Origin of the sequence: Mesorhizobium sp. 1M-11, from assembly GCF_001303895.1 — a bacterium.
Classification (GTDB): Bacteria; Pseudomonadota; Alphaproteobacteria; order Rhizobiales; family Rhizobiaceae; genus Mesorhizobium.
This window is the reverse complement of record NZ_LJSD01000012.1, coordinates 1-17,741: the sequence shown is the minus strand read 5'-3', so window position 1 is coordinate 17,741 and position 17,741 is coordinate 1. Positions and strand designations below refer to the sequence as shown.

19 protein-coding genes are annotated in these 17,741 nt (G+C 64.2%); 13 read left to right on the top strand and 6 right to left on the bottom strand.

Annotation, left to right across the window (positions count from 1 at the left end):
- The first annotated feature begins 1 nt into the window (after nucleotide 1).
- The 3 genes from AO692_RS07865 to glcF are packed head-to-tail and all read left to right on the top strand — an operon-like array spanning nucleotide 2 to nucleotide 3,107.
- On the top strand, nucleotides 2–586 hold the full coding sequence (locus AO692_RS07865; protein ID WP_054309511.1) for a hypothetical protein: 585 nt from the start codon (nucleotides 2–4) through the stop codon (nucleotides 584–586).
- Nucleotides 583–1,785, top strand: coding sequence for an FAD-binding protein (locus AO692_RS07860; protein ID WP_054309510.1), 1,203 nt, complete (start codon nucleotides 583–585; stop codon nucleotides 1,783–1,785). Before AO692_RS07865 ends, AO692_RS07860 begins: the two co-directional genes overlap by 4 nt.
- A 2-nt stretch (nucleotides 1,786–1,787) precedes the next feature.
- On the top strand, nucleotides 1,788–3,107 hold the full coding sequence (gene glcF / locus AO692_RS07855) for a glycolate oxidase subunit GlcF (RefSeq protein ID WP_054309509.1): 1,320 nt from the start codon (nucleotides 1,788–1,790) through the stop codon (nucleotides 3,105–3,107).
- Here the strand turns inward: glcF and AO692_RS07850 are convergent, their stop codons facing one another.
- Complete coding sequence (locus AO692_RS07850; RefSeq protein ID WP_054309508.1) at nucleotides 3,108–4,028, bottom strand: SDR family oxidoreductase; 921 nt, start codon at nucleotides 4,026–4,028, stop codon at nucleotides 3,108–3,110.
- Between the two features lie 81 nt (nucleotides 4,029–4,109).
- Between AO692_RS07850 and AO692_RS07845 the strand changes: the two genes are divergently transcribed.
- The gene (locus tag AO692_RS07845) at nucleotides 4,110–4,673 is read left to right on the top strand and encodes a TetR family transcriptional regulator (protein WP_054309507.1); all 564 of its coding nucleotides are present in this window, start codon (nucleotides 4,110–4,112) and stop codon (nucleotides 4,671–4,673) included.
- 128 nt (nucleotides 4,674–4,801) lie between these two features.
- Nucleotides 4,802–5,125 (top strand): putative quinol monooxygenase, encoded by a 324-nt coding sequence (locus AO692_RS07840; protein ID WP_082407252.1) that lies wholly within the window; start codon nucleotides 4,802–4,804, stop codon nucleotides 5,123–5,125.
- Between the two features lie 35 nt (nucleotides 5,126–5,160).
- On the opposite strand, the gene AO692_RS07835 is transcribed toward AO692_RS07840, so the two are convergent.
- Both AO692_RS07835 and AO692_RS07830 read right to left on the bottom strand, forming a co-directional pair.
- A complete protein-coding gene (locus AO692_RS07835; RefSeq protein WP_161808051.1) occupies nucleotides 5,161–6,087 on the bottom strand; it encodes a bifunctional 5,10-methylenetetrahydrofolate dehydrogenase/5,10-methenyltetrahydrofolate cyclohydrolase in 927 nt (308 codons plus the stop codon).
- A 242-nt stretch (nucleotides 6,088–6,329) separates the two neighbouring features.
- A complete protein-coding gene (locus AO692_RS07830) occupies nucleotides 6,330–7,160 on the bottom strand; it encodes a L,D-transpeptidase (protein WP_054309545.1) in 831 nt (276 codons plus the stop codon).
- 227 nt (nucleotides 7,161–7,387) lie between these two features.
- Between AO692_RS07830 and AO692_RS07825 the strand changes: the two genes are divergently transcribed.
- Complete coding sequence (locus AO692_RS07825; protein WP_054309505.1) at nucleotides 7,388–8,023, top strand: DNA-3-methyladenine glycosylase I; 636 nt, start codon at nucleotides 7,388–7,390, stop codon at nucleotides 8,021–8,023.
- Nucleotides 8,024–8,049: 26 nt separating this feature from the next.
- Here AO692_RS07825 and AO692_RS07820 read toward each other — a convergent pair whose 3' ends face one another.
- Nucleotides 8,050–9,027, bottom strand: coding sequence for a DUF389 domain-containing protein (locus tag AO692_RS07820; RefSeq protein WP_082407251.1), 978 nt, complete (start codon nucleotides 9,025–9,027; stop codon nucleotides 8,050–8,052).
- A gap of 135 nt (nucleotides 9,028–9,162) precedes the next feature.
- Nucleotides 9,163–9,366: a hypothetical protein gene (locus AO692_RS07815; RefSeq protein WP_054309544.1), complete on the bottom strand. Its 204-nt coding sequence runs from the start codon at nucleotides 9,364–9,366 to the stop codon at nucleotides 9,163–9,165.
- Between the two features lie 343 nt (nucleotides 9,367–9,709).
- Between AO692_RS07815 and hisS the strand changes: the two genes are divergently transcribed.
- From hisS to AO692_RS07790, 5 genes are all read left to right on the top strand, one after another.
- Nucleotides 9,710–11,209, top strand: coding sequence for a histidine--tRNA ligase (gene hisS, locus AO692_RS07810; protein ID WP_054309504.1), 1,500 nt, complete (start codon nucleotides 9,710–9,712; stop codon nucleotides 11,207–11,209).
- Nucleotides 11,206–11,574, top strand: coding sequence for a VOC family protein (locus AO692_RS07805; protein WP_054309503.1), 369 nt, complete (start codon nucleotides 11,206–11,208; stop codon nucleotides 11,572–11,574). Before hisS ends, AO692_RS07805 begins: the two co-directional genes overlap by 4 nt.
- Nucleotides 11,571–12,689 carry an ATP phosphoribosyltransferase regulatory subunit gene (locus AO692_RS07800; protein ID WP_054309502.1) on the top strand — a complete coding sequence of 373 codons (1,119 nt, stop codon included), beginning with the start codon at nucleotides 11,571–11,573 and terminating at the stop codon, nucleotides 12,687–12,689. Before AO692_RS07805 ends, AO692_RS07800 begins: the two co-directional genes overlap by 4 nt.
- Nucleotides 12,686–13,387 (top strand): ATP phosphoribosyltransferase, encoded by a 702-nt coding sequence (gene hisG, locus AO692_RS07795; RefSeq protein WP_054309501.1) that lies wholly within the window; start codon nucleotides 12,686–12,688, stop codon nucleotides 13,385–13,387. Before AO692_RS07800 ends, hisG begins: the two co-directional genes overlap by 4 nt.
- 172 nt (nucleotides 13,388–13,559) lie before the next feature.
- Nucleotides 13,560–15,323, top strand: coding sequence for an AMP-binding protein (locus AO692_RS07790; RefSeq protein WP_054309500.1), 1,764 nt, complete (start codon nucleotides 13,560–13,562; stop codon nucleotides 15,321–15,323).
- Nucleotides 15,324–15,327: 4 nt separating this feature from the next.
- Here AO692_RS07790 and AO692_RS07785 read toward each other — a convergent pair whose 3' ends face one another.
- Nucleotides 15,328–15,765, bottom strand: coding sequence for an Lrp/AsnC family transcriptional regulator (locus AO692_RS07785; protein ID WP_054309499.1), 438 nt, complete (start codon nucleotides 15,763–15,765; stop codon nucleotides 15,328–15,330).
- A 145-nt stretch (nucleotides 15,766–15,910) separates the two neighbouring features.
- Here AO692_RS07785 and rocF point away from each other — a divergent pair, with 145 nt between their 5' ends.
- Nucleotides 15,911–16,831 carry an arginase gene (gene rocF / locus AO692_RS07780; protein ID WP_054309498.1) on the top strand — a complete coding sequence of 307 codons (921 nt, stop codon included), beginning with the start codon at nucleotides 15,911–15,913 and terminating at the stop codon, nucleotides 16,829–16,831.
- A 2-nt stretch (nucleotides 16,832–16,833) separates the two neighbouring features.
- On the top strand, nucleotides 16,834–17,741 hold a 908-nt coding region (locus AO692_RS07775), incomplete at its 3' end, for an ornithine cyclodeaminase (RefSeq protein ID WP_054309497.1).

Sequence of the window (17,741 nt, the reverse complement as noted above, 5' to 3'; positions counted from 1 at the left end):
GATGCTGTTCCGGCAGGCCATCCTCGAAGCTGTCGCGCGTGGCGACGTCACGCTTGCCTTCCGGCGCTGGCAGCGCCCAACGGTGAAAGCCGGCACCGGTCTGCGCACGGCGGCCGGCGTGGTGCGCATCGCTGCGGTCGAGCCGGTCGAGGAGCGGGATTTGACCGAAGCCGATGCGAAGGCCGCCGGCTTTGCCGATCGCGCCGCACTGCTGGCCGATCTGCGCTCGGATGGCGATCGCACACTCTACAGAATCGTTCTCGGTGGTCTCGAGCCGGACCACCGTGTTGCCCTGCGCGACGAAGGCGAACTTTCCGAAGCGGACTGGCATGATCTGGCCGCCCGCTTCGCGCGCTGGGACCAGGCGAAACCGGGTTATTTCCCGTCGATCCTGAGCGCTATCGGTACTCATCCGGGCACATCGGCTGCTGAGCTGGCACTGGGCACCGGCGTCGAGAAGCCGAAGTTCAAGCAGGACGTGCGCAGGCTGAAGGAGCTAGGTCTGACGGAGAGCCTCGAAACCGGCTACCGGCTCTCGCCACGCGGCGAGGCGGTGCTGGAGAAATTGCGGGAGCATCGGCTGTGACCACCTTCACCCCAATCTCACCCGCCGAAGTGCTCTCTGCCGTGCAGTGGGCGGTTGCCGAAGAGGCGCCGCTGGAGGTCGTCGGCCATGGCTCCAAGCGCGCCATTGGTCGTCCCCTGCAGACCGAACACACGCTCGATGTTTCGAAGCTTACGGGCGTCACGCTCTATGAGCCTGCGGAACTGGTGCTGTCGGCACGCGCTGGAACGCCGCTGGCGGAGATCGAGAAGCTGCTTGCCGAAAATGGCCAGCAGTTTGCCTTCGAGCCGATGGACTATGGCCGACTGCTTGGCGAAGAGCCCGGCAGGGGCACGATCGGCAGCGTGCTTGCCGCCAATCTGTCCGGTCCTCGCCGCCTGAAGGCAGGTGCCGCCCGCGACCACATCCTCGGGATCCATGCCGTTTCGGGGCGCGGCGAGGCCTTCAAATCTGGCGGTCGTGTCGTCAAGAACGTCACCGGCTATGATCTCTCCAAGGCGATGGCGGGGTCCTGGGGTACGCTTGCGGCGTTCACCGATGTCACCTTCAAGGTTCTGCCCGCGGCGGAGACCGAAGTGACACTGGCCGTGCGCGGTTTGCTCGACGACAAGGCGGCCGCCGCCATGTCGATGGCGCTCGGCTCGAGTGCCGAAGTGTCGAGTGCGGCGCATCTGCCCGAGCGCATCGCGGCGCGCGTTGCCGACGGCGCGCTGGGCAGTGAGGCGGCGACCTTGCTGCGCGTCGAGGGCTTCGGTCCTTCGGTGACCTATCGCATCGGTGCGTTGAAGGATCTGCTGCGCAACGCCGGGCAACTGCTGGAGATCAAGGGCGAGGCGTCCGAGGCTATCTGGCGCGATATCCGCGATTGCGCGCCGTTCGCCGGTTCCGACAAGCCGCTCTGGCGCGTGTCGATGGCGCCGGCCGATAGCCATGCCATGGTGATGGCGCTGCGCATGCAGTCGGCGGTGGAGGTGTTCTATGACTGGCAGGGCGGCCTGATCTGGCTCAGCATGGAAATGGGCGAGCCGGAAGACCGGCTGGTGCGGGGCGCAGTGAAACATTTCGGCGGCGGCCATGCGACGCTCGTCCGCGCAGCACCCGGTGTTCGCGCGGCCACGCCGGTGTTCGAGCCGCAACCGCCGGCATTGGCGGCTCTAGCCGATCGGCTCAAGGCCGAATTCGATCCAAAACAGATACTCAATCCCGGTCGGATGGCTTAGCAATGCAGACTTCCTTCACCGCCGACCAGCTTGCCGATCCGCATGTCGCGGAATCGGAGAAGATCCTGCGCAAATGCGTGCATTGCGGCTTCTGCACCGCCACCTGTCCAACCTATGTGACGCTTGGCAACGAACTCGACAGCCCGCGTGGGCGCATCTACCTGATCAAGGACATGCTGGAAAACGGCCGGCCTGCCGACAAGGAGATCGTCACCCATGTCGATCGCTGCCTGTCCTGTCTCGCCTGCATGACGACCTGCCCCTCGGGCGTCAATTACATGCATCTGGTCGACCATGCGCGCGCCCATATCGAAAAGACCTACAAGCGACCGTTGGCTGATCGGCTGATCCGTTCCGTTCTCGCCTTCGTGCTGCCGCATCCGGCGCGGTTTCGCGCGGCGCTGAGACTGGCGAGGCTTGGCCGGCCCTTCACAAATCTGTTTGAGAACAACAGGGCGCTGAAGCCGCTGGCGGCCATGCTGAAGCTGGCGCCCGCCAGCGTGCCTGCGTCGTCGCCGTTGGCAAGGTCCGGTGCGCGCAGTGCCGCGAAGGGGCAGAAGCGGGGACGGGTCGCATTGCTCACCGGTTGCGCGCAACAGGTGCTGGAGCCCGGCATCAACGAAGCGACGGTCTCGTTGCTCAACAGGCTCGGCATCGACGTGGTGATGCCCGAGGGCGAGGGCTGCTGCGGTGCCCTGGTACATCACATGGGCCGCGAGGAAGCAGCGCTCGCTTCGGCCCGCCGCAATGTCGATGCCTGGATGCGCGAGATCGAGGGCGAAGGACTCGACGCGATTATCGTCACCGCTTCAGGCTGTGGCACCACGATCAAGGACTATGGCTTCATGCTGCGGCTGGATCCGGCCTATGCCGAAAAGGCCGCCAAGGTGTCGGCGCTGGCCAGGGATGTGACGGAATATCTCACCACGCTCGACCTGCCGGAGCCTGCGCGCAAGCCGGGCACGGTCGTGGCCTACCACTCCGCCTGCTCGATGCAGCATGGCCAGAAGATCACGCGCCAGCCGAAGGACCTGCTTGTCCGTGCCGGGTTCGTGGTGAAAGAGCCGCGCGAGGGCCATCTCTGCTGCGGCTCGGCCGGCACCTACAACATCCTGCAGCCGGAGATCTCCGCCCGCCTGCTCGAGCGCAAGGTCAAGAACATCACCGCCACCGGAGCAGAGGTGGTCGCCACCGGCAATATCGGCTGCATCACGCAGATCGGGTCTGCCGCGAAACTGCCGGTGGTGCACACGGTGAAGCTGCTTGACTGGGCCTATGGCGGCGAGCCGCCCGCCGAGCTGCGCGTCGGCAAAGCCGCTTGATCACCGATAGCCGGTGGCGTCGGCCGGCTTGCCGGGCTCCTCGACCTCGGCGATGTAAAGCCAGGCATCGGGTTGCGACCCATCGAGGTCGGTGAAGCCATACACTTTCGCCAGTTGTCCGCTGGACAAGGACTGACCGTTCCAGCGTGCACGGTCCGGATCGGCCGCGAGCGCTGCGACGGCTCGCCCGACGAAATGCGGCGTTTCCGAAATGACGAAATGCGGCACGTTCGCTGTTGCGTCGCGCCAGTTCTCTTCCTTTACGCCATAGGTCTCCAGCATGATTTCGGAACGCAGCCACCCGGGTGTCAGCGAGATCGCGGTGGCGTTATGCGGAGCAAGGTCCTTGGCATGCGCCCAGCCCATGCGGTTCACCGCCACCTTGGCAAGATCGTAGAAAGGCGAAAGGCGATAGTGGGTCGCATTGTATTCGGCCGTCCCGTCCGTCATTTCCACCAACAGTCCGCCCGGGTTTTCGATCAACAAGGGCAGTGCGTGGTGTGCGGTGATCAGATGGGTGTCGATGGCCAGGTGCAGCATGCGCAGGCCCTTGGCGAGATCGTGTTCCCATACGGGCTTGTTCCATTCTACATAGTTCTCGCCGCCCCAGATATCGTTAACCAGGATGTCGAGGCGGCCCTGCTCCGCGCGGATGCGCTGCACCAGTGCCGCGACCTCGTCGGAAACGAGGTGGTCGACCTGAACGGCGATGCCTTTGCCGCCGGCGGACGTGACCAGTTCCGCAGTCTGTTCGATCGTCTCGGGCCGCCGGTATTCGGATTGCTGCTGTCGCGTGGTGCGCCCGGTGACGTAGACCGTGGCGCCGGCTGCCCCCAGTTCAACCGCAATTCCGCGGCCTGCGCCGCGTGTTGCGCCCGCGACAAGCGCCGTCTTTCCGGCAAGCGACCCTGCAAGCGCCATTGAAACCTCCTGGGCTTCTGCTTTTGATGGATGTGTGAAATAATATATAAATGAATATTCACTTATTAATTGGAAATCAAGATGCCGCGACCGAAAACGCTGTCCGACGAGAAGGTGCTGGAGATCGCGCTCGGGCTGATCCATGAACGCGGCCCCGAGGCGCTGACCTTCGAAAGCCTAGCGCGCGCCTGCGGTCTCTCCCCGGCAACGCTGGTTCAACGTTTCAAGACCAAGGCCGGGCTGAAACAGGCCGCTCTGCTGGCCGCCTGGGACCGTTTGGACGCGCGCACCGATGCGCTTGGTGCTTCCGCCGCTAGGACACCGGATGGTGCGGTCCAATTGCTGGTCGATCTGTCGCGCGGTTATGGCGAGATCGAGGCCTATGCCGAAGGCCTGCTTGTGTTGCGCGAGGATCTGCGCGATCCGGTGCTGCGGGCGCGCGGCGCGGCCTGGCGCCAGCGGCTCTCTGCCGCGCTCGACACGTGTTTTGCGGCTACCGCAACCGCACCGCGCGACATCGGCCTGCTGATGGCCTCGCAGTGGCAGGGTTCGCTGCTGTGGTGGGGCTTCGATCCGCAGGGGCGCGTCGAGGATTTCGTCGAAACCAGCCTGCGCCAGTTCGTTATGGCGCTGTTGCCGCGTTAATGCACCGTCTGCTGCCAACGTCTGTTCAGTTGCCGAGGCTTATCCGTTTTCATTACCTGTGAGGTCATTGCTGCTGTCGCCCGCTCTGGCACTTTGCACGCCATCGAGCCCCGCCAAGGAGAAGAACAGTGGCCATCACCTACATCATCGGTTTCCGCGTCCGCCCACAGCAACAGGATCGGTTCATGGCGCTGCTCAACGGCGTTCTCGACGCGATGCGGCATGAGGAGATGTTCATATCGGCCACCTTGCACCGGGATCCGGAAGATCCGCTGCGGCTGCTGCTGCACGAGACCTGGGTCGATCATCAGGACGTGCTCGACGTGCAACTGAAGCGCCCTTACCGCGAGGAATGGCATGCGGCTCTGGACGAAGTGCTGGAAGGCCCGCGCGACATCCAGGTCTGGCGGCCGCTCAGGAGCGACAGCCGCGCGGCCTTCGACCTGGTCTAGCCTGCCGCGTTTGGGGGCGGCGGCTCGCCGGGATGTTATTCCGCGGCGATCTGACCGGGTTGCTCGCCAACGGCATAGCTGGCGCGGTAGAGATCGCGCTGGCGATTGAGTGCCACCATCGTGTTGCGCAGCAGGATCGAAACCGTGATCGGGCCGACGCCGCCCGGCACCGGCGTGATCCAGGATGCCACGTCCTTGACGCTTTCGGTGTCGACGTCGCCGACGATGCGGGTGGTGCCGTCCGGCAGCGTTTCGGAATTGATGCCGATGTCGATGACGGCGGCGCCCGGCTTGACCATGTCGGCCTTGATCAGGCGCGGCTTGCCGACCGCCACGAACAGCGCGTCGGCCCGGCGCGCGTGCACTGCCAGCGAACGCGTCATGTGATGGCAGACGGTGACGGTGGCGCCTTCGCTCATCAAAAGGAAGGCGATCGGCTTGCCGACGATCTCGGAATGGCCGACGACCACGACTTCGAGGCCCTTCAGGTCGAGCCCGGTTTCCTTGAGCAGTTCGACGGAAGCGGCGGCCGTACAGGGCGCCAGATCGAGCTGGTTGTAGACGATGTTGCCGATCGAGGCCGGATGCATGCCCTCGACGTCCTTCAGCGGGTGCACCGCGCTCTGCAGCGCCTTGATCGGGATGTGCGAGGGCACAGGGCGCTGGATGATGATGCCGGTAACGCGCGGATCGGCATTCATGCCGTGGATGGCCGCCTCGAGTTCGCGCGCGGTGACATCGGCCGGAAAGCGGCGTTCCTCGAAATCGATGCCGGCCTGGCCGGCCTTGGCACGCTGGTTGCGCACATAGACGTCGACGGCGTCGACATCGCCGACCGTGATCGAGACCAGCTTCGGCGGAAAGCCTTCGGCGCGTGCCTCTTCGGCGGCGATGCGAACGCCTTCGATGATGCGTTTGGCGACGGGGCCACCCTTCAGGTAGCGGCTGTCGGTGGTGGACATGGGCAAACTTCCGGATTTATCGGTTGCGGGCGACATAGCAGGAGAACGCCGCCGTTGGGAGGCTGAATCCGTCCTGCCTTAGTCGATTATGCCTCTGGTGGCCAAAAAACGGGTCAGAAGGACAAAACAGAAAGGGCAGCGCGGCATGGCCGGCTGCCCTTTCTGGACCGGCCATGTCCCCACAAGGCCCGTCCCCCGTTATCTCGTCGGTCGGCAAGCAATGCCGACTCAGCGCGAAAATACTACATCACGACGACCGTCGTGCCTACCTTCACCCGGTCATAGAGGTCGACGACATCCTCGTTGCGCATGCGGATGCAACCGGAGGACACCGCGCCGCCGATCGTCCAGGGCTGGTTGGTGCCGTGGATACGGTAGAGCGTCGAGCCGAGATAGAGCGCGCGCGCGCCGAGCGGGTTCTCGATGCCGCCGGCCAGGAAGGTCGGCAGATAGCGGCCCTTGGCCTTTTCGCGCGCGATCATTTCGCTCGGCGGGCGCCAGTCCGGCCATTCGCGCTTCTGGCTGACCTTGTGCGTGCCGGCCCATTCAAAGCCCGGCTTGCCGGTGCCGACGCCATAGCGGCGGGCCTTGCCATTGTCCCCTACCAGATAGAGGAAATTCTTCGTGGTATCGATGATGATGGTGCCCGGCTTTTCCTTGCCGTCGAAGGCGACTTCCTGCGGCAGGTAGATCGGATTGATCTGCGGACGCGCTACCGTCCGACGTACCGGCCGTCCCGGTACCGCAGCAGTGCGCACGCGGTCGGTTCCCGCTTGCGGCTGGGCCTGGCGATACTGAACACGCGGCTGGGCCTGGCGGTAATATTGGCCCTGTGGGGCGACCTGGCGGTAGCGTACCTGCGGCTGTCCCCATTGCGGCTGCTGAACGGCGTAGCCGCGGCTCGACCGGACCACGCCCGGCGCGCGGCCAAGCTGCGTCACCCAGGGAGCCGAGAGATCCGGGCTCACCATCACCGGTGGACGCTCGGCATAACGGTCATTGGCAAGGGCAGGGATGGCAACCGCTGCCAGCGCGCCGATCGCGCCGAACAGGGGCAGAAACATCTTTCTCATGGTTGTTCGCATGGGACTCTCAACTCGATCGTCGCACCGCGCAGGAAACGGGTGTTGCTCGCGGCTTCGATCGGCATGTTGTCCGCAGGCGGCAAGCGAATGGTGAATCGCGAACCGTTAAAATGCGGCTTTGTCAGTAAACCTTTTGGTGTGGTTACCGGCCGGTTCAGGAATCTGGTAAAGCCCCGGTAAAGCAGGCCTTCCAGGCGTTAACGAATGGATTTCAGATGGGCGACAACAATGGTTTGATCACTGGGGTTGATGGCATCACCCGGTGTGCCTGGCACGGCAATCTGCCCGATTACCAGCATTATCACGACCATGAATGGGGCCGGCCGGTCACCAGCGACCGCCGGCTGTTCGAGAAGATCTGTCTGGAGGGTTTCCAGTCGGGCCTGTCCTGGCTCACCATCCTGCGCAAGCGCGAGGCCTTCCGCGAAGCGTTCGAGGGCTTCGATTTCGACAGGGTCGCGCGTTTTGCCGACGCCGATGTGGAGAGGCTGCTGGGCAACGCCGGCATCATCCGCCATCGCGGCAAGATCGTCTCCACCATCAACAATGCCAAACGTGCGCAGGAACTGGTGAAAGAGGCAGGATCACTCGCTGCCTGGTTCTGGTCATTCGAACCGGGACCGGATGAGCGGCCAAAGGTGGTCGACATCACCCATCTGCGCGCCAACCCGACCACGGCGGTGTCGACGCGCATCTCGAAGGAACTGAAGAAGCGGGGCTGGACTTTCGTCGGCCCGACCACGGTCTATGCCTTCATGCAGGCCATGGGCATGGTCAACGACCACATCGAAGGCTGCGTCTGCCGTGCCGAGGTCGAGAAAGAACGGGCGCAGCTCAAACGACCTGTCTAGGCGATCTCGCTCACTTCGCGATCTGCTCAGCCTCGCCGTCTCGTCGCCTGCTTGACCTGGTGGCGCCGTGCTTTTGCAACCAGGCTCTTCCTGGGATGACGCAGAGTGCGCTGCTGCACCATGAGCGTGGCTGTGCCGGCGATGATCATTCCGACGACATTGACTGCCAGCTGGACCAGTGCGGCCCGGACTTCATCCCACGCGCCGACGGCGAGCGTGAGCGCTATCGTGCCGACTGCCGGAACGGTGGTGATGGAAATGAAGACGCCGACCAGGGCTGATGACTTCGCTGCCGTCAGCGAGAGCACGCCTGCACAGCCGGCCAGCAGCGCGATGATCAAGGACCACGCGTCCGGCTTGACGATGAACTGGGTCTGCGGGCCGCTGGTCGCTGCGGTAAAATCGACGAAGCCGGCTGCATAGGCGACCGCCCAGACCAGCCAGGCAATGGCGGTGGCCAGCGCGAAGCCGCCAAGCAGCGTAACCGAGGCAGGCCGCAGCAGGGACCATCGGCGCCGGGCGATTGCCAGGCAGATCGCTGCCACCGGGGCGAAGTCCGGACCGACCACCATGGCACCGATGATGAGAATGGGCTGGTCGACATAGCGCCCGATGCTGGCAATCAGCGTGGCCAGAACCAGGAAGGTCAGGAACGACCAGGAAAGCTCGGCGTCCTCCTGTGCCTGGTCTTCGATCTCATCCCAGATCACGGCATCCGCGGGATGGCCGCCGGCCGCGGCCTGCGCCTGATCGGCGGCCTGCGAAATCACCGTCACATTGTCATGCAGCGATATCGAACCCGTATCCTCGATGCCGAGCGAACGTAGCGCGTCGACGATGGCGTTCGCGGTTTCGCGGGCCACATCGAAGAGCAGGACGTCGCCTTTGCCGTCGAGTGCCGTGCCGCGCAGGATCACCAGATTGGCCGTCGTGGGATCGGCTTCGATCGCCTTGACGGCGGCTTCGCAGCGTTGGCGTGGTGTCAGCACGCGGACCTGAAGCATCAGCAGTGCCTCTCATCGACGAATCGCGAGGTTCATCCGAGCCCAACCCGCATCGCATGGATGCCGCACACCGCCGATGCTGTCCAGTCTGGCCGGCGGCGTCCTTCGTTGCCGCAGCCAGGTGCGGGAAGGGGCTCAGCCGCGCGACAGCACCAGCCCGATGATGATCGCGGTGATGGTGGCGAGCGCCGGGTAGATCACCAGCAGGCCGGTGATCAGGATGTCGCCGATGCCGGAGCTTTTGCGTTCAGCGGCCGGAACCTCGAACGGCCCCGCATGCTGGCTGATTGCGGACGCGACGACTTCCGGGCGGCGCAGCGGTATGACCTGAGCGGTCATGACCGGTTCATCCAGAAGCTCGATTTTCCGCGCGGTTGCCATTTCGGGTGCAAGTCCTTGGTTCTAGGGCGCTTATCGGCAAGGATTATGTCGGCACGATGCTGCGATAATGGCCAAATTGGTGCGTTTTGAGTGCATTTGGCCGCAATGGTTGACGAGTGGTTAGCGGGTGGACCTGGAGGCGGGTATTCCCGCGGTTTCGCCGTCGCGAAACCGCTGCCTTGCTGCAAAGTGTTGTCGCGGGCAAACGCCTTGCCGCACCTGCTTGCATCGGTTAGGACAACCGCGCCGCAAAAGCGGCAGTTTTCGACATGCACATGCCATCGACAGCGAGTTCACGACCATGGCCGACAAACCGGAAAAGATGAAGGCGCGGCTGCCGCGTGGCCTTGTCGACCGCGGCGCCGAGGACATCCGCGCCGTCGAGAAGATGATGGCGACCATTCGCGCGGTCTACGAGCTATACGGTTTCGAGCCGGTTGATCAGCCACTGATCGAATACACCGATGCGCTGGGCAAGTTCCTGCCGGATCAGGATCGTCCCAATGAGGGCGTCTTCTCCTTCCAGGACGATGACGAACAGTGGCTGTCGCTGCGCTACGACCTGACCGCGCCGATGGCGCGTTTCGTCGCCGAGAATTACGAGCGCCTGCCCAAGCCCTATCGCAGCTACCGCTCCGGCTGGGTGTTCCGCAACGAGAAGCCGGGCCCAGGCCGTTTCCGCCAGTTCATGCAGTTCGACGCCGACACGGTCGGCACGCCGGGCGTGGCGGCGGATGCCGAAATGGCCATGATGATGGCCGATGTGATGGAAGCGCTGGGCATCAAGCGCGGCGACTACGCCATCCGCGTCAACAACCGCAAGGTGCTCGACGGCGTGCTGGAAGCGATCGGCCTCGGCGGCGACGACAATGCCGGCCGCCGGCTGACCGTGTTGCGCGCCATCGACAAGCTCGACAAGGTCGGGCCGGACGGCGTGCGCGCGCTGCTCGGCAAGGGTCGCCTCGACGAGAGCGGCGATTTCACCAAGGGTGCCGGACTGGATGCCGCGCAGTCCGATCGCGTGCTGCTTTTGACCGCGCCGGGCACGGGCGATCTCGCCGACACGCTGGCCAAGATGCGCGAGGCCGTCGCCGGGTCGGAACGCGGCGCCGAAGGCGTGCAGGAATTGCACGACATCGGCGCGATGGTCGCGGCAGCCGGTTATCTCGACGCACGGGTCAAGATCGATCCCTCCATTGTGCGCGGCCTCGAATATTACACCGGCCCGGTCTATGAGGCCGAGCTGTTGGCCGAGATCCCCAACGACGAAGGCAAGATCGTGCGTTTCGGCTCGGTCGGCGGCGGCGGGCGCTACGACGGGCTGGTCTCGCGCTTCCGCGGCGAACCGGTGCCGGCAACCGGCTTCTCCATCGGCGTCTCGCGCCTGATGACGGCGCTGAAGAACCTCGGCAAGCTCGACACATCCGACATCCTGCAGCCGGTGATCGTGCTGGTGATGGACAAGGATACGGAAAGCCTGGGTCGTTACCAGAAGATGGTGTCCGACCTGCGCCAGGCCGGTATCCGGGCCGAACTCTATCTCGGTGGCGCCGGCATGAAGGCGCAACTGAAATATGCCGACCGGCGTGGCTCGCCTGTCGCCATTATCCAGGGTTCGAGCGAACGCGAGGCCGGCGAGGTCCAGTTGAAGGACCTGATCGAAGGCGCCAGACAGGCTGCGGCTATCGCCGACCATGCCGAATACAAGGAAGCACGGCCAGGCCAGGTCACGGTGAAGGAAGCCGACCTGGTCGCCGAAGTGAAGAAGATCCTGGCTGAGCAGGCCGCCGAGCGCCAATGACCTTGCTTGCCATCGATCACGTCCAGCTTGCCATGCCGGCCGGGCGCGAGCCCGACGCGCGTGCATTCTATGCGGGCATATTGGGCCTGACCGAGGTGGCGAAACCCGACGACCTCGCCAGGCGCGGCGGCTGCTGGTTTGAAGGCGCTACGGTCAAGGTGCATCTCGGCGTCGATCCCGACTTTCACGCCGCTGCCAAGGCGCATCCGGCCTTTCTGGTCGATGACGTGAAGCGGCTGGAGGCAGCGGCGACGAAGGCCGGTTACCGGACGGCTACGGACGTGCCGCTCGAAGGCTATGAGCGCATCCATGTCTATGATCCGTTCGGCAATCGCATCGAGCTCATGCAGAAGGTGACGTCATGAGGGGCCCTCCCGCCTTTGCGGATGAAGTGGTGGCGCTGCTCGAACAGCGTGGCGTCGGCCTTGTCGATGTCGCGGTGCTTCAGCCTGCCGATCCGTTCCTGGACATGGCTGGCGAGGATTTGCGGCGGCGCATCTTCCTGACCGAAAGCGAAACCGGCCAGACGCTCTGCCTGCGTCCCGAATTCACCATTCCGGTCTGCCTCGACCATATTGCCAGCCAGGCAGGAACGCCGCGCCGCTATGGCTATCTCGGCGAGGTCTTCCGCCAGCGCCGCGAGGGCGGCAACGAATTCTTCCAGGCAGGCATCGAGGATCTCGGCGATGGCGATACCGCCGCCGCCGATGCCCGCAGCGTCGCCGACGCCCATGCCTTGTTGTCGCTGGTGCTGCCGCAGCGCGCGCTCTCGCTCACACTGGGCGATCAGGCCATTTTCGAGGCGGTGCTGGCCGCACTTGGCCTGCCGCGCGGCTGGCGCATGCGGCTTGCCCGCGCCTTCGGTTCGAAGGAAATGCTGGAGGCGGCACTTGCCGACCTCGCCAATCCGCCGCGCAATGGCCAACTGCCGCCGCCGGTCGCCACGCTGGCGCTGGACGCCGATCTTGATGCCCTGACGACCCACATCGCGGGCGACATGGAAAAACTCGGCCTTTCCGCTTCCGCCAGCCGGACTCCGGCCGATATCGCGCGCCGGCTGATCGAGAAGGCGCAACTGCGTTCGGTACGGTTGTCCGATGAGGCCTTCGCTGCGCTGAAGACGTTTCTCGCCATCCATGTGCCGCTGTCGCAGGCCACCGAGGCCTTGCAGGCTTTTGCCTCGAATGCGGGGCTGGCGCTTGGCTCTGCGCTCGACACTTTTGCCTCCCGTGCCGAGGCGGTCGCTGGCCATGGCCTGACGGGTGACACGGTGCATTACGATGCCGCCTTCGGCCGTCCGCTCGATTATTATACGGGGCTTGTCTTCGAGATCGCTTCCGGTGACAGCGACCGCCCGCTGGTAGGCGGCGGACGTTACGACCGCCTGCTGACGCTGCTCGGCGCCAAGGGGCAGATTCCGGGCGTCGGCTTTTCGGTCTGGCTTGACCGCATCGAGACGCTGCGGGGTGACGCATCATGACCGTGACGCTGGCGATCCCCTCCAAGGGACGGCTGAAGGAACAGGCGCTGGACGTGCTGGCCAAGGCCGGCCTTGCCGTCAGCCTGCCGGCAGACGACCGCAAATATCACGCCCGCATCGCCGATCGCGACGACATCGAAGTGGCCTTCCTGTCGGCCTCCGAGATTGCCGGCGAGATCGGGCAGGGCGCTGTCGACCTTGGAATCACCGGCGAGGACCTGCTGCGCGAAAACCTCGCGGACTGGCAGTCGCGCGCCGAGATTGCCGCGCGGCTCGGCTTCGGCCATGCCGATGTCGTGGTGGCGGTGCCGGATATCTGGTTCGACGTCGATACCATGGCCGATCTCGACGACGTCGCCGCCGATTTCCGCCAGCGCCACGGCCGCAGGCTGCGCATCGCCACCAAATACTGGCGACTGACGCAACAGTTCTTCACTGCCAAGCACGGTATCCAGGTCTACCGCATCGTCGAAAGCCTCGGCGCGACCGAAGGTGCGCCGGCGGCAGGCTCCGCCGACATCATCGTCGACATCACCACGACCGGCTCGACGCTGAAGGCGAACCATCTGAAGATCCTGTCGGACGGCATCGTGCTGAAGTCGCAGGCCTGTCTCGTTGCCTCGAAAAAGGAACGCAAACCGGCCGATGCGGCACTCGTTGCCGACATTGCCGCCAAGGTTACTGCTTCACTTTCGTAGCTGCCGCCGCTTGCACCATCCGACTTTTGGCCTGATTTTCGGATCGGTGGCTGGCTGCTAGCCTTCCATCGCCAAAGCATGATCCCGAAAAGGATCATGCGTCAGAACAAAAAAGGTAGAGCGCAATGGCGGTGTATTCTCATCGCAATTCGCTCTGGCGGAGGAGGAGGCCATGGCGATCAACCCGGACGAACTGAAAGGCACGCGACCCCCAAATCCAATAAAGACTGATCCTGCACAGGCGGGTGTCGTCTTCATTGCCCCGAAAGATGGGCTTTCGCATGTCTCAGGTGAGCGCCTGCAGCCGCTGCTCGACAAGACCATTCCGCAATTGCTGGCCGACACGGTGCTTGCTTACGGGCCACGCGACGCCGCGGTATTCCCCAGCCAGGACAAGCGCTTCTCCTGGGACGAACTGGCCAAGGTGGTCGATGACTTCGCTGCGGGGCTGACCAAGCTTGGGCTGGTGAAGGGCGATCGCGTCGGCATCTGGTCGCCGAACCGCTGGGAGTGGCTGGTGACGCAATACGCCACCGCGCGCGTCGGCCTGATCCTCGTCAACATCAATCCGGCCTACCGGCTTGCGGAACTCGAATATGCGCTGAACAAGGTCGGCTGCAAGGCGCTGGTCACGGCCGCCCAGTTCAAGACCTCCGACTATCTCGGCATGATCCGCATGCTGGCGCCCGAGATCGACAGCGCCGCGCCCGGCAAACTCACTGCCAGGAAACTGCCGGCGCTGAAAACAGTCATCCGCATGGGCGAGGAGGTTTCGCCCGGCATGTTCAATTTCGGCGACGTGCTCGCCATGGGCGCCGATGCTGACCGCGCCGGCCTTGATCACATCAGCGCGAGCCTGACGCCCGACGATGCCATCAACATCCAGTTCACCAGCGGCACCACCGGTGCGCCGAAGGGTGCAACGCTGACCCATGCCAATATCGTCAACAATGGCAATTTCGTCACGGCCGCGATCCGGCTGACCTCGAACGACCGGCTCTGCATCCCGGTACCCTTCTATCACTGCTTCGGCATGTCGATGGGCTCGATGGGCTGCGTGTCCAAGGGCGCCACCATGGTTTTCCCCGGTGAAGGCTTCGACCCCGGCATGACGCTGAAAGCCATATCCGACGAGCGCTGCACCGGCCTCTACGGTGTGCCGACCATGTTTGTCGCCATGCTTGACCATCCCGATTTCAAGAACTTCGACCTGTCGTCGCTGCGCACCGGCATCATGGCCGGCTCGCCGTGCCCGATCGAGGTGATGAAGAAGGTTATTGCGTTGATGAACATGTCGGAGGTGACGATTGCCTATGGCATGACCGAAACCAGCCCGGTTTCCTTCCAGAGCGGCGTCGACGATCCGCTCGAGAAGCGGGTGTCGACGGTCGGGCGCATCCATCCGCATGTCGAGGTCAAGGTGGTGGACGCCGAAGGCGGGACTGTTCCGGTCGGCGAGCGCGGCGAACTGTGCACGCGCGGCTATTCGGTGATGAAGGGCTACTGGGAAGACCGGGAAAAGACCGACGAGGCGATCGACCCGGACGGCTGGATGCACACGGGCGACCTTGCCACCATTGACGAGGAAGGCTTCTGCAACATCGTCGGGCGGGTGAAGGACATGGTCATCCGCGGTGGCGAGAACGTCTATCCGCGCGAGGTCGAGGAATTCCTCTACCGCCATCCGAAGGTGAAGGAAGTGCAGGTCTTCGGTGTGCCCGACGCGAAATATGGCGAGGAGATCGCCGCCTGGATCGTGCTGAAGCCGGGCGAGACGATGAGCGAGGACGACGTGAAGACGTTCTGCGCCGGCCAGATCTCGCACTACAAGGTGCCGCGCTACATCCGCTTCAAGGACAGCCTGCCGATGACGGTGACCGGCAAGGCGCAGAAATTCGTCATGCGCGACGCCATGGTCGAGGAACTGGGCCTCTAGCTTGCTACAAACGCGCCCGCGTCGAGCGCGGCGTCGCGAGCAGCAGCGTCGTTTCCGAACCGGTGATGGCCGGAATGAGCCGCACCTTGCGCAGCACGGCGTCGAGCTGTGTCAGCGTCTCTGTGTTCAGTTCGACGACGAGGTCCCAGCGGCCATTGGTGGTGTGTATGGCCGAGATTTCGGGGAAGCCGCCCAACGCCCGCACAACCCGGTCGGCGGCATGGCCTTCGACCTCGATCATCATGATGCCGCGCACGCGCTGTTCCAGCGCATCCGCCCGCAGGATGACGGTGTAGCCGAGGATTTCACCCTGCCGCTCCAGCCGTTCGATGCGCGCGCGCACCGTCGCGCGCGACACGCCGAGATCGACGGCAAGATCGGAGATGGAGCGGCGGCCGTCATGCCTGAGCAGCGTCACCAGCTTTTCGTCGAGTGAGTCCATGCCGGAATCCCGTCACTGTCCATATTGGCATTCGATATTGCCGAAATGATAAGGCAATGAGCGATATCTGCCAAATCAGTTTGTTCATTCCGCCAGTCGATTGCGCTTTACTTCCCAGCAACGAGACAGGTCGGGAAGGAACGTCATGCGTTGCAGGATATTGGGCGCGCCGGAGCAGGATGGCGCCGGGCGCCTCGGATGCGAGATGGGGCCAAGCGCATTGCGTACGGCGGGTCTCGTTTCGGCGCTGACCGAACTGGGGCACCAGGTCGAGGATCTGGGTACCGTGCAGCCGGCTGCAGCCCAGCCGATCGTTCATCGCAACGCGGCGCTGAAGAAGCTGCCGGAGATCGTTGCCTGGACGGCCGCGATTGCCGAGGCCGCCTATCAGGCCAGCAAGGACGCCATGCCGATCTTCCTTGGCGGCGATCATGCCATCTCCGCCGGCACGCTGTCCGGTGTCGCACGCCGCGCCGCAGAAACCAGCCAGCCTCTCTTTGTCCTGTGGCTCGACGCACATCCCGATTTCCACACGCTCGACACCACCACCAGCGGCAATCTGCATGGCGTGCCGCTTGCCTATGCCAGCGGCCTGCCGGGCTTTGACGGCTTCTTCCCGAACCTGCCGGTGCGTGTGGAGCCGAAGCGCATCTGCACGCTCGGCCTGCGCAGCGTCGATGCGGCCGAGCGCCAGGCGCTCAACGAGGCCGGCGTGACGGTGCATGACATGCGTGCCATCGACGAACATGGCATCGCGCCATTGCTCAGGGCTTTCCTCGCGCGTGTCGCCCAGGAGAACGGCCTTCTGCATGTCAGCCTCGATGTCGATTTCCTCGATCCGTCGATTGCACCGGCAGTCGGCACCACGGTGCCTGGCGGCGCCACCTTGCGCGAGGCGCATCTGGTCATGGAGATGCTGTCCGACAGTGGCCTCGTCACCAGCCTCGATCTCGTCGAACTCAATCCCTTCCTTGATGAGCGCGGCCGTACCGCCACCTTGATGGTCGATCTGACGGCGAGCCTCATGGGCCGCCGCATCATGGACCGTCCGACCAGGAGCTTCTGAACATGACCGCAGCCAAGCTGAACATCGTTCCGTTCGTGAGCGTGGATTCCATGATGAAGCTGGTGCTGGCCATCGGCGTCGAACGCTTCCTGACCGAGCTGGCCACCTATATCGAAGAGGACTTCCGCCGCTGGGAGCTGTTCGACAAGACGCCGCGCGTCGCCTCGCACAGCCATGATGGCGTCATCGAACTGATGCCGACCAGCGACGGCCATCTCTACGGCTTCAAATATGTCAACGGCCACCCGAAGAACACGCGCGAGGGCCTGCAGACGGTGACCGCTTTCGGCGTGCTTGCCGATGTCGGCTCCGGCTATCCGATGCTGCTCACCGAAATGACCATCCTGACGGCGCTGCGCACCGCAGCCACGTCGGCGCTCGTTGCAAAGTACCTGGCGCCGAAGGGTGCCCGCACCATGACCATCATCGGCAATGGCGCGCAGTCGGAGTTCCAGGCGATCGCCTTCAAGGCCATCACCGGCATCGACAGGCTGCGCCTTTACGACATCGATGCGTCGGCCTCGCGGCGTTGTGCGAAGAACCTCGCCGGCATGGGTTTCGACATCACCATCTGCGCTTCCGGCCAGGAAGCGGTGGAGGGCGCGGAGATCATCACCACGGTGACCGCCGACAAGCAGTATGCGACGATCCTGACCGACAACATGGTGGGCTCGGGCGTGCACATCAATGCGGTCGGCGGCGACTGTCCCGGCAAGACCGAGCTGCATCGCGACATCCTGCTGCGTTCCGATATCTTCGTGGAGTTCCCGCCGCAGACGCGCATCGAGGGCGAGATCCAGCAGCTGGATGGCGATCATCCGGTGACCGAGCTGTGGCAGGTGATGGCAGGCAAGGCGGCGGGCCGGACCAGCGACAAGCAGATCACGCTGTTCGACTCGGTCGGCTTTGC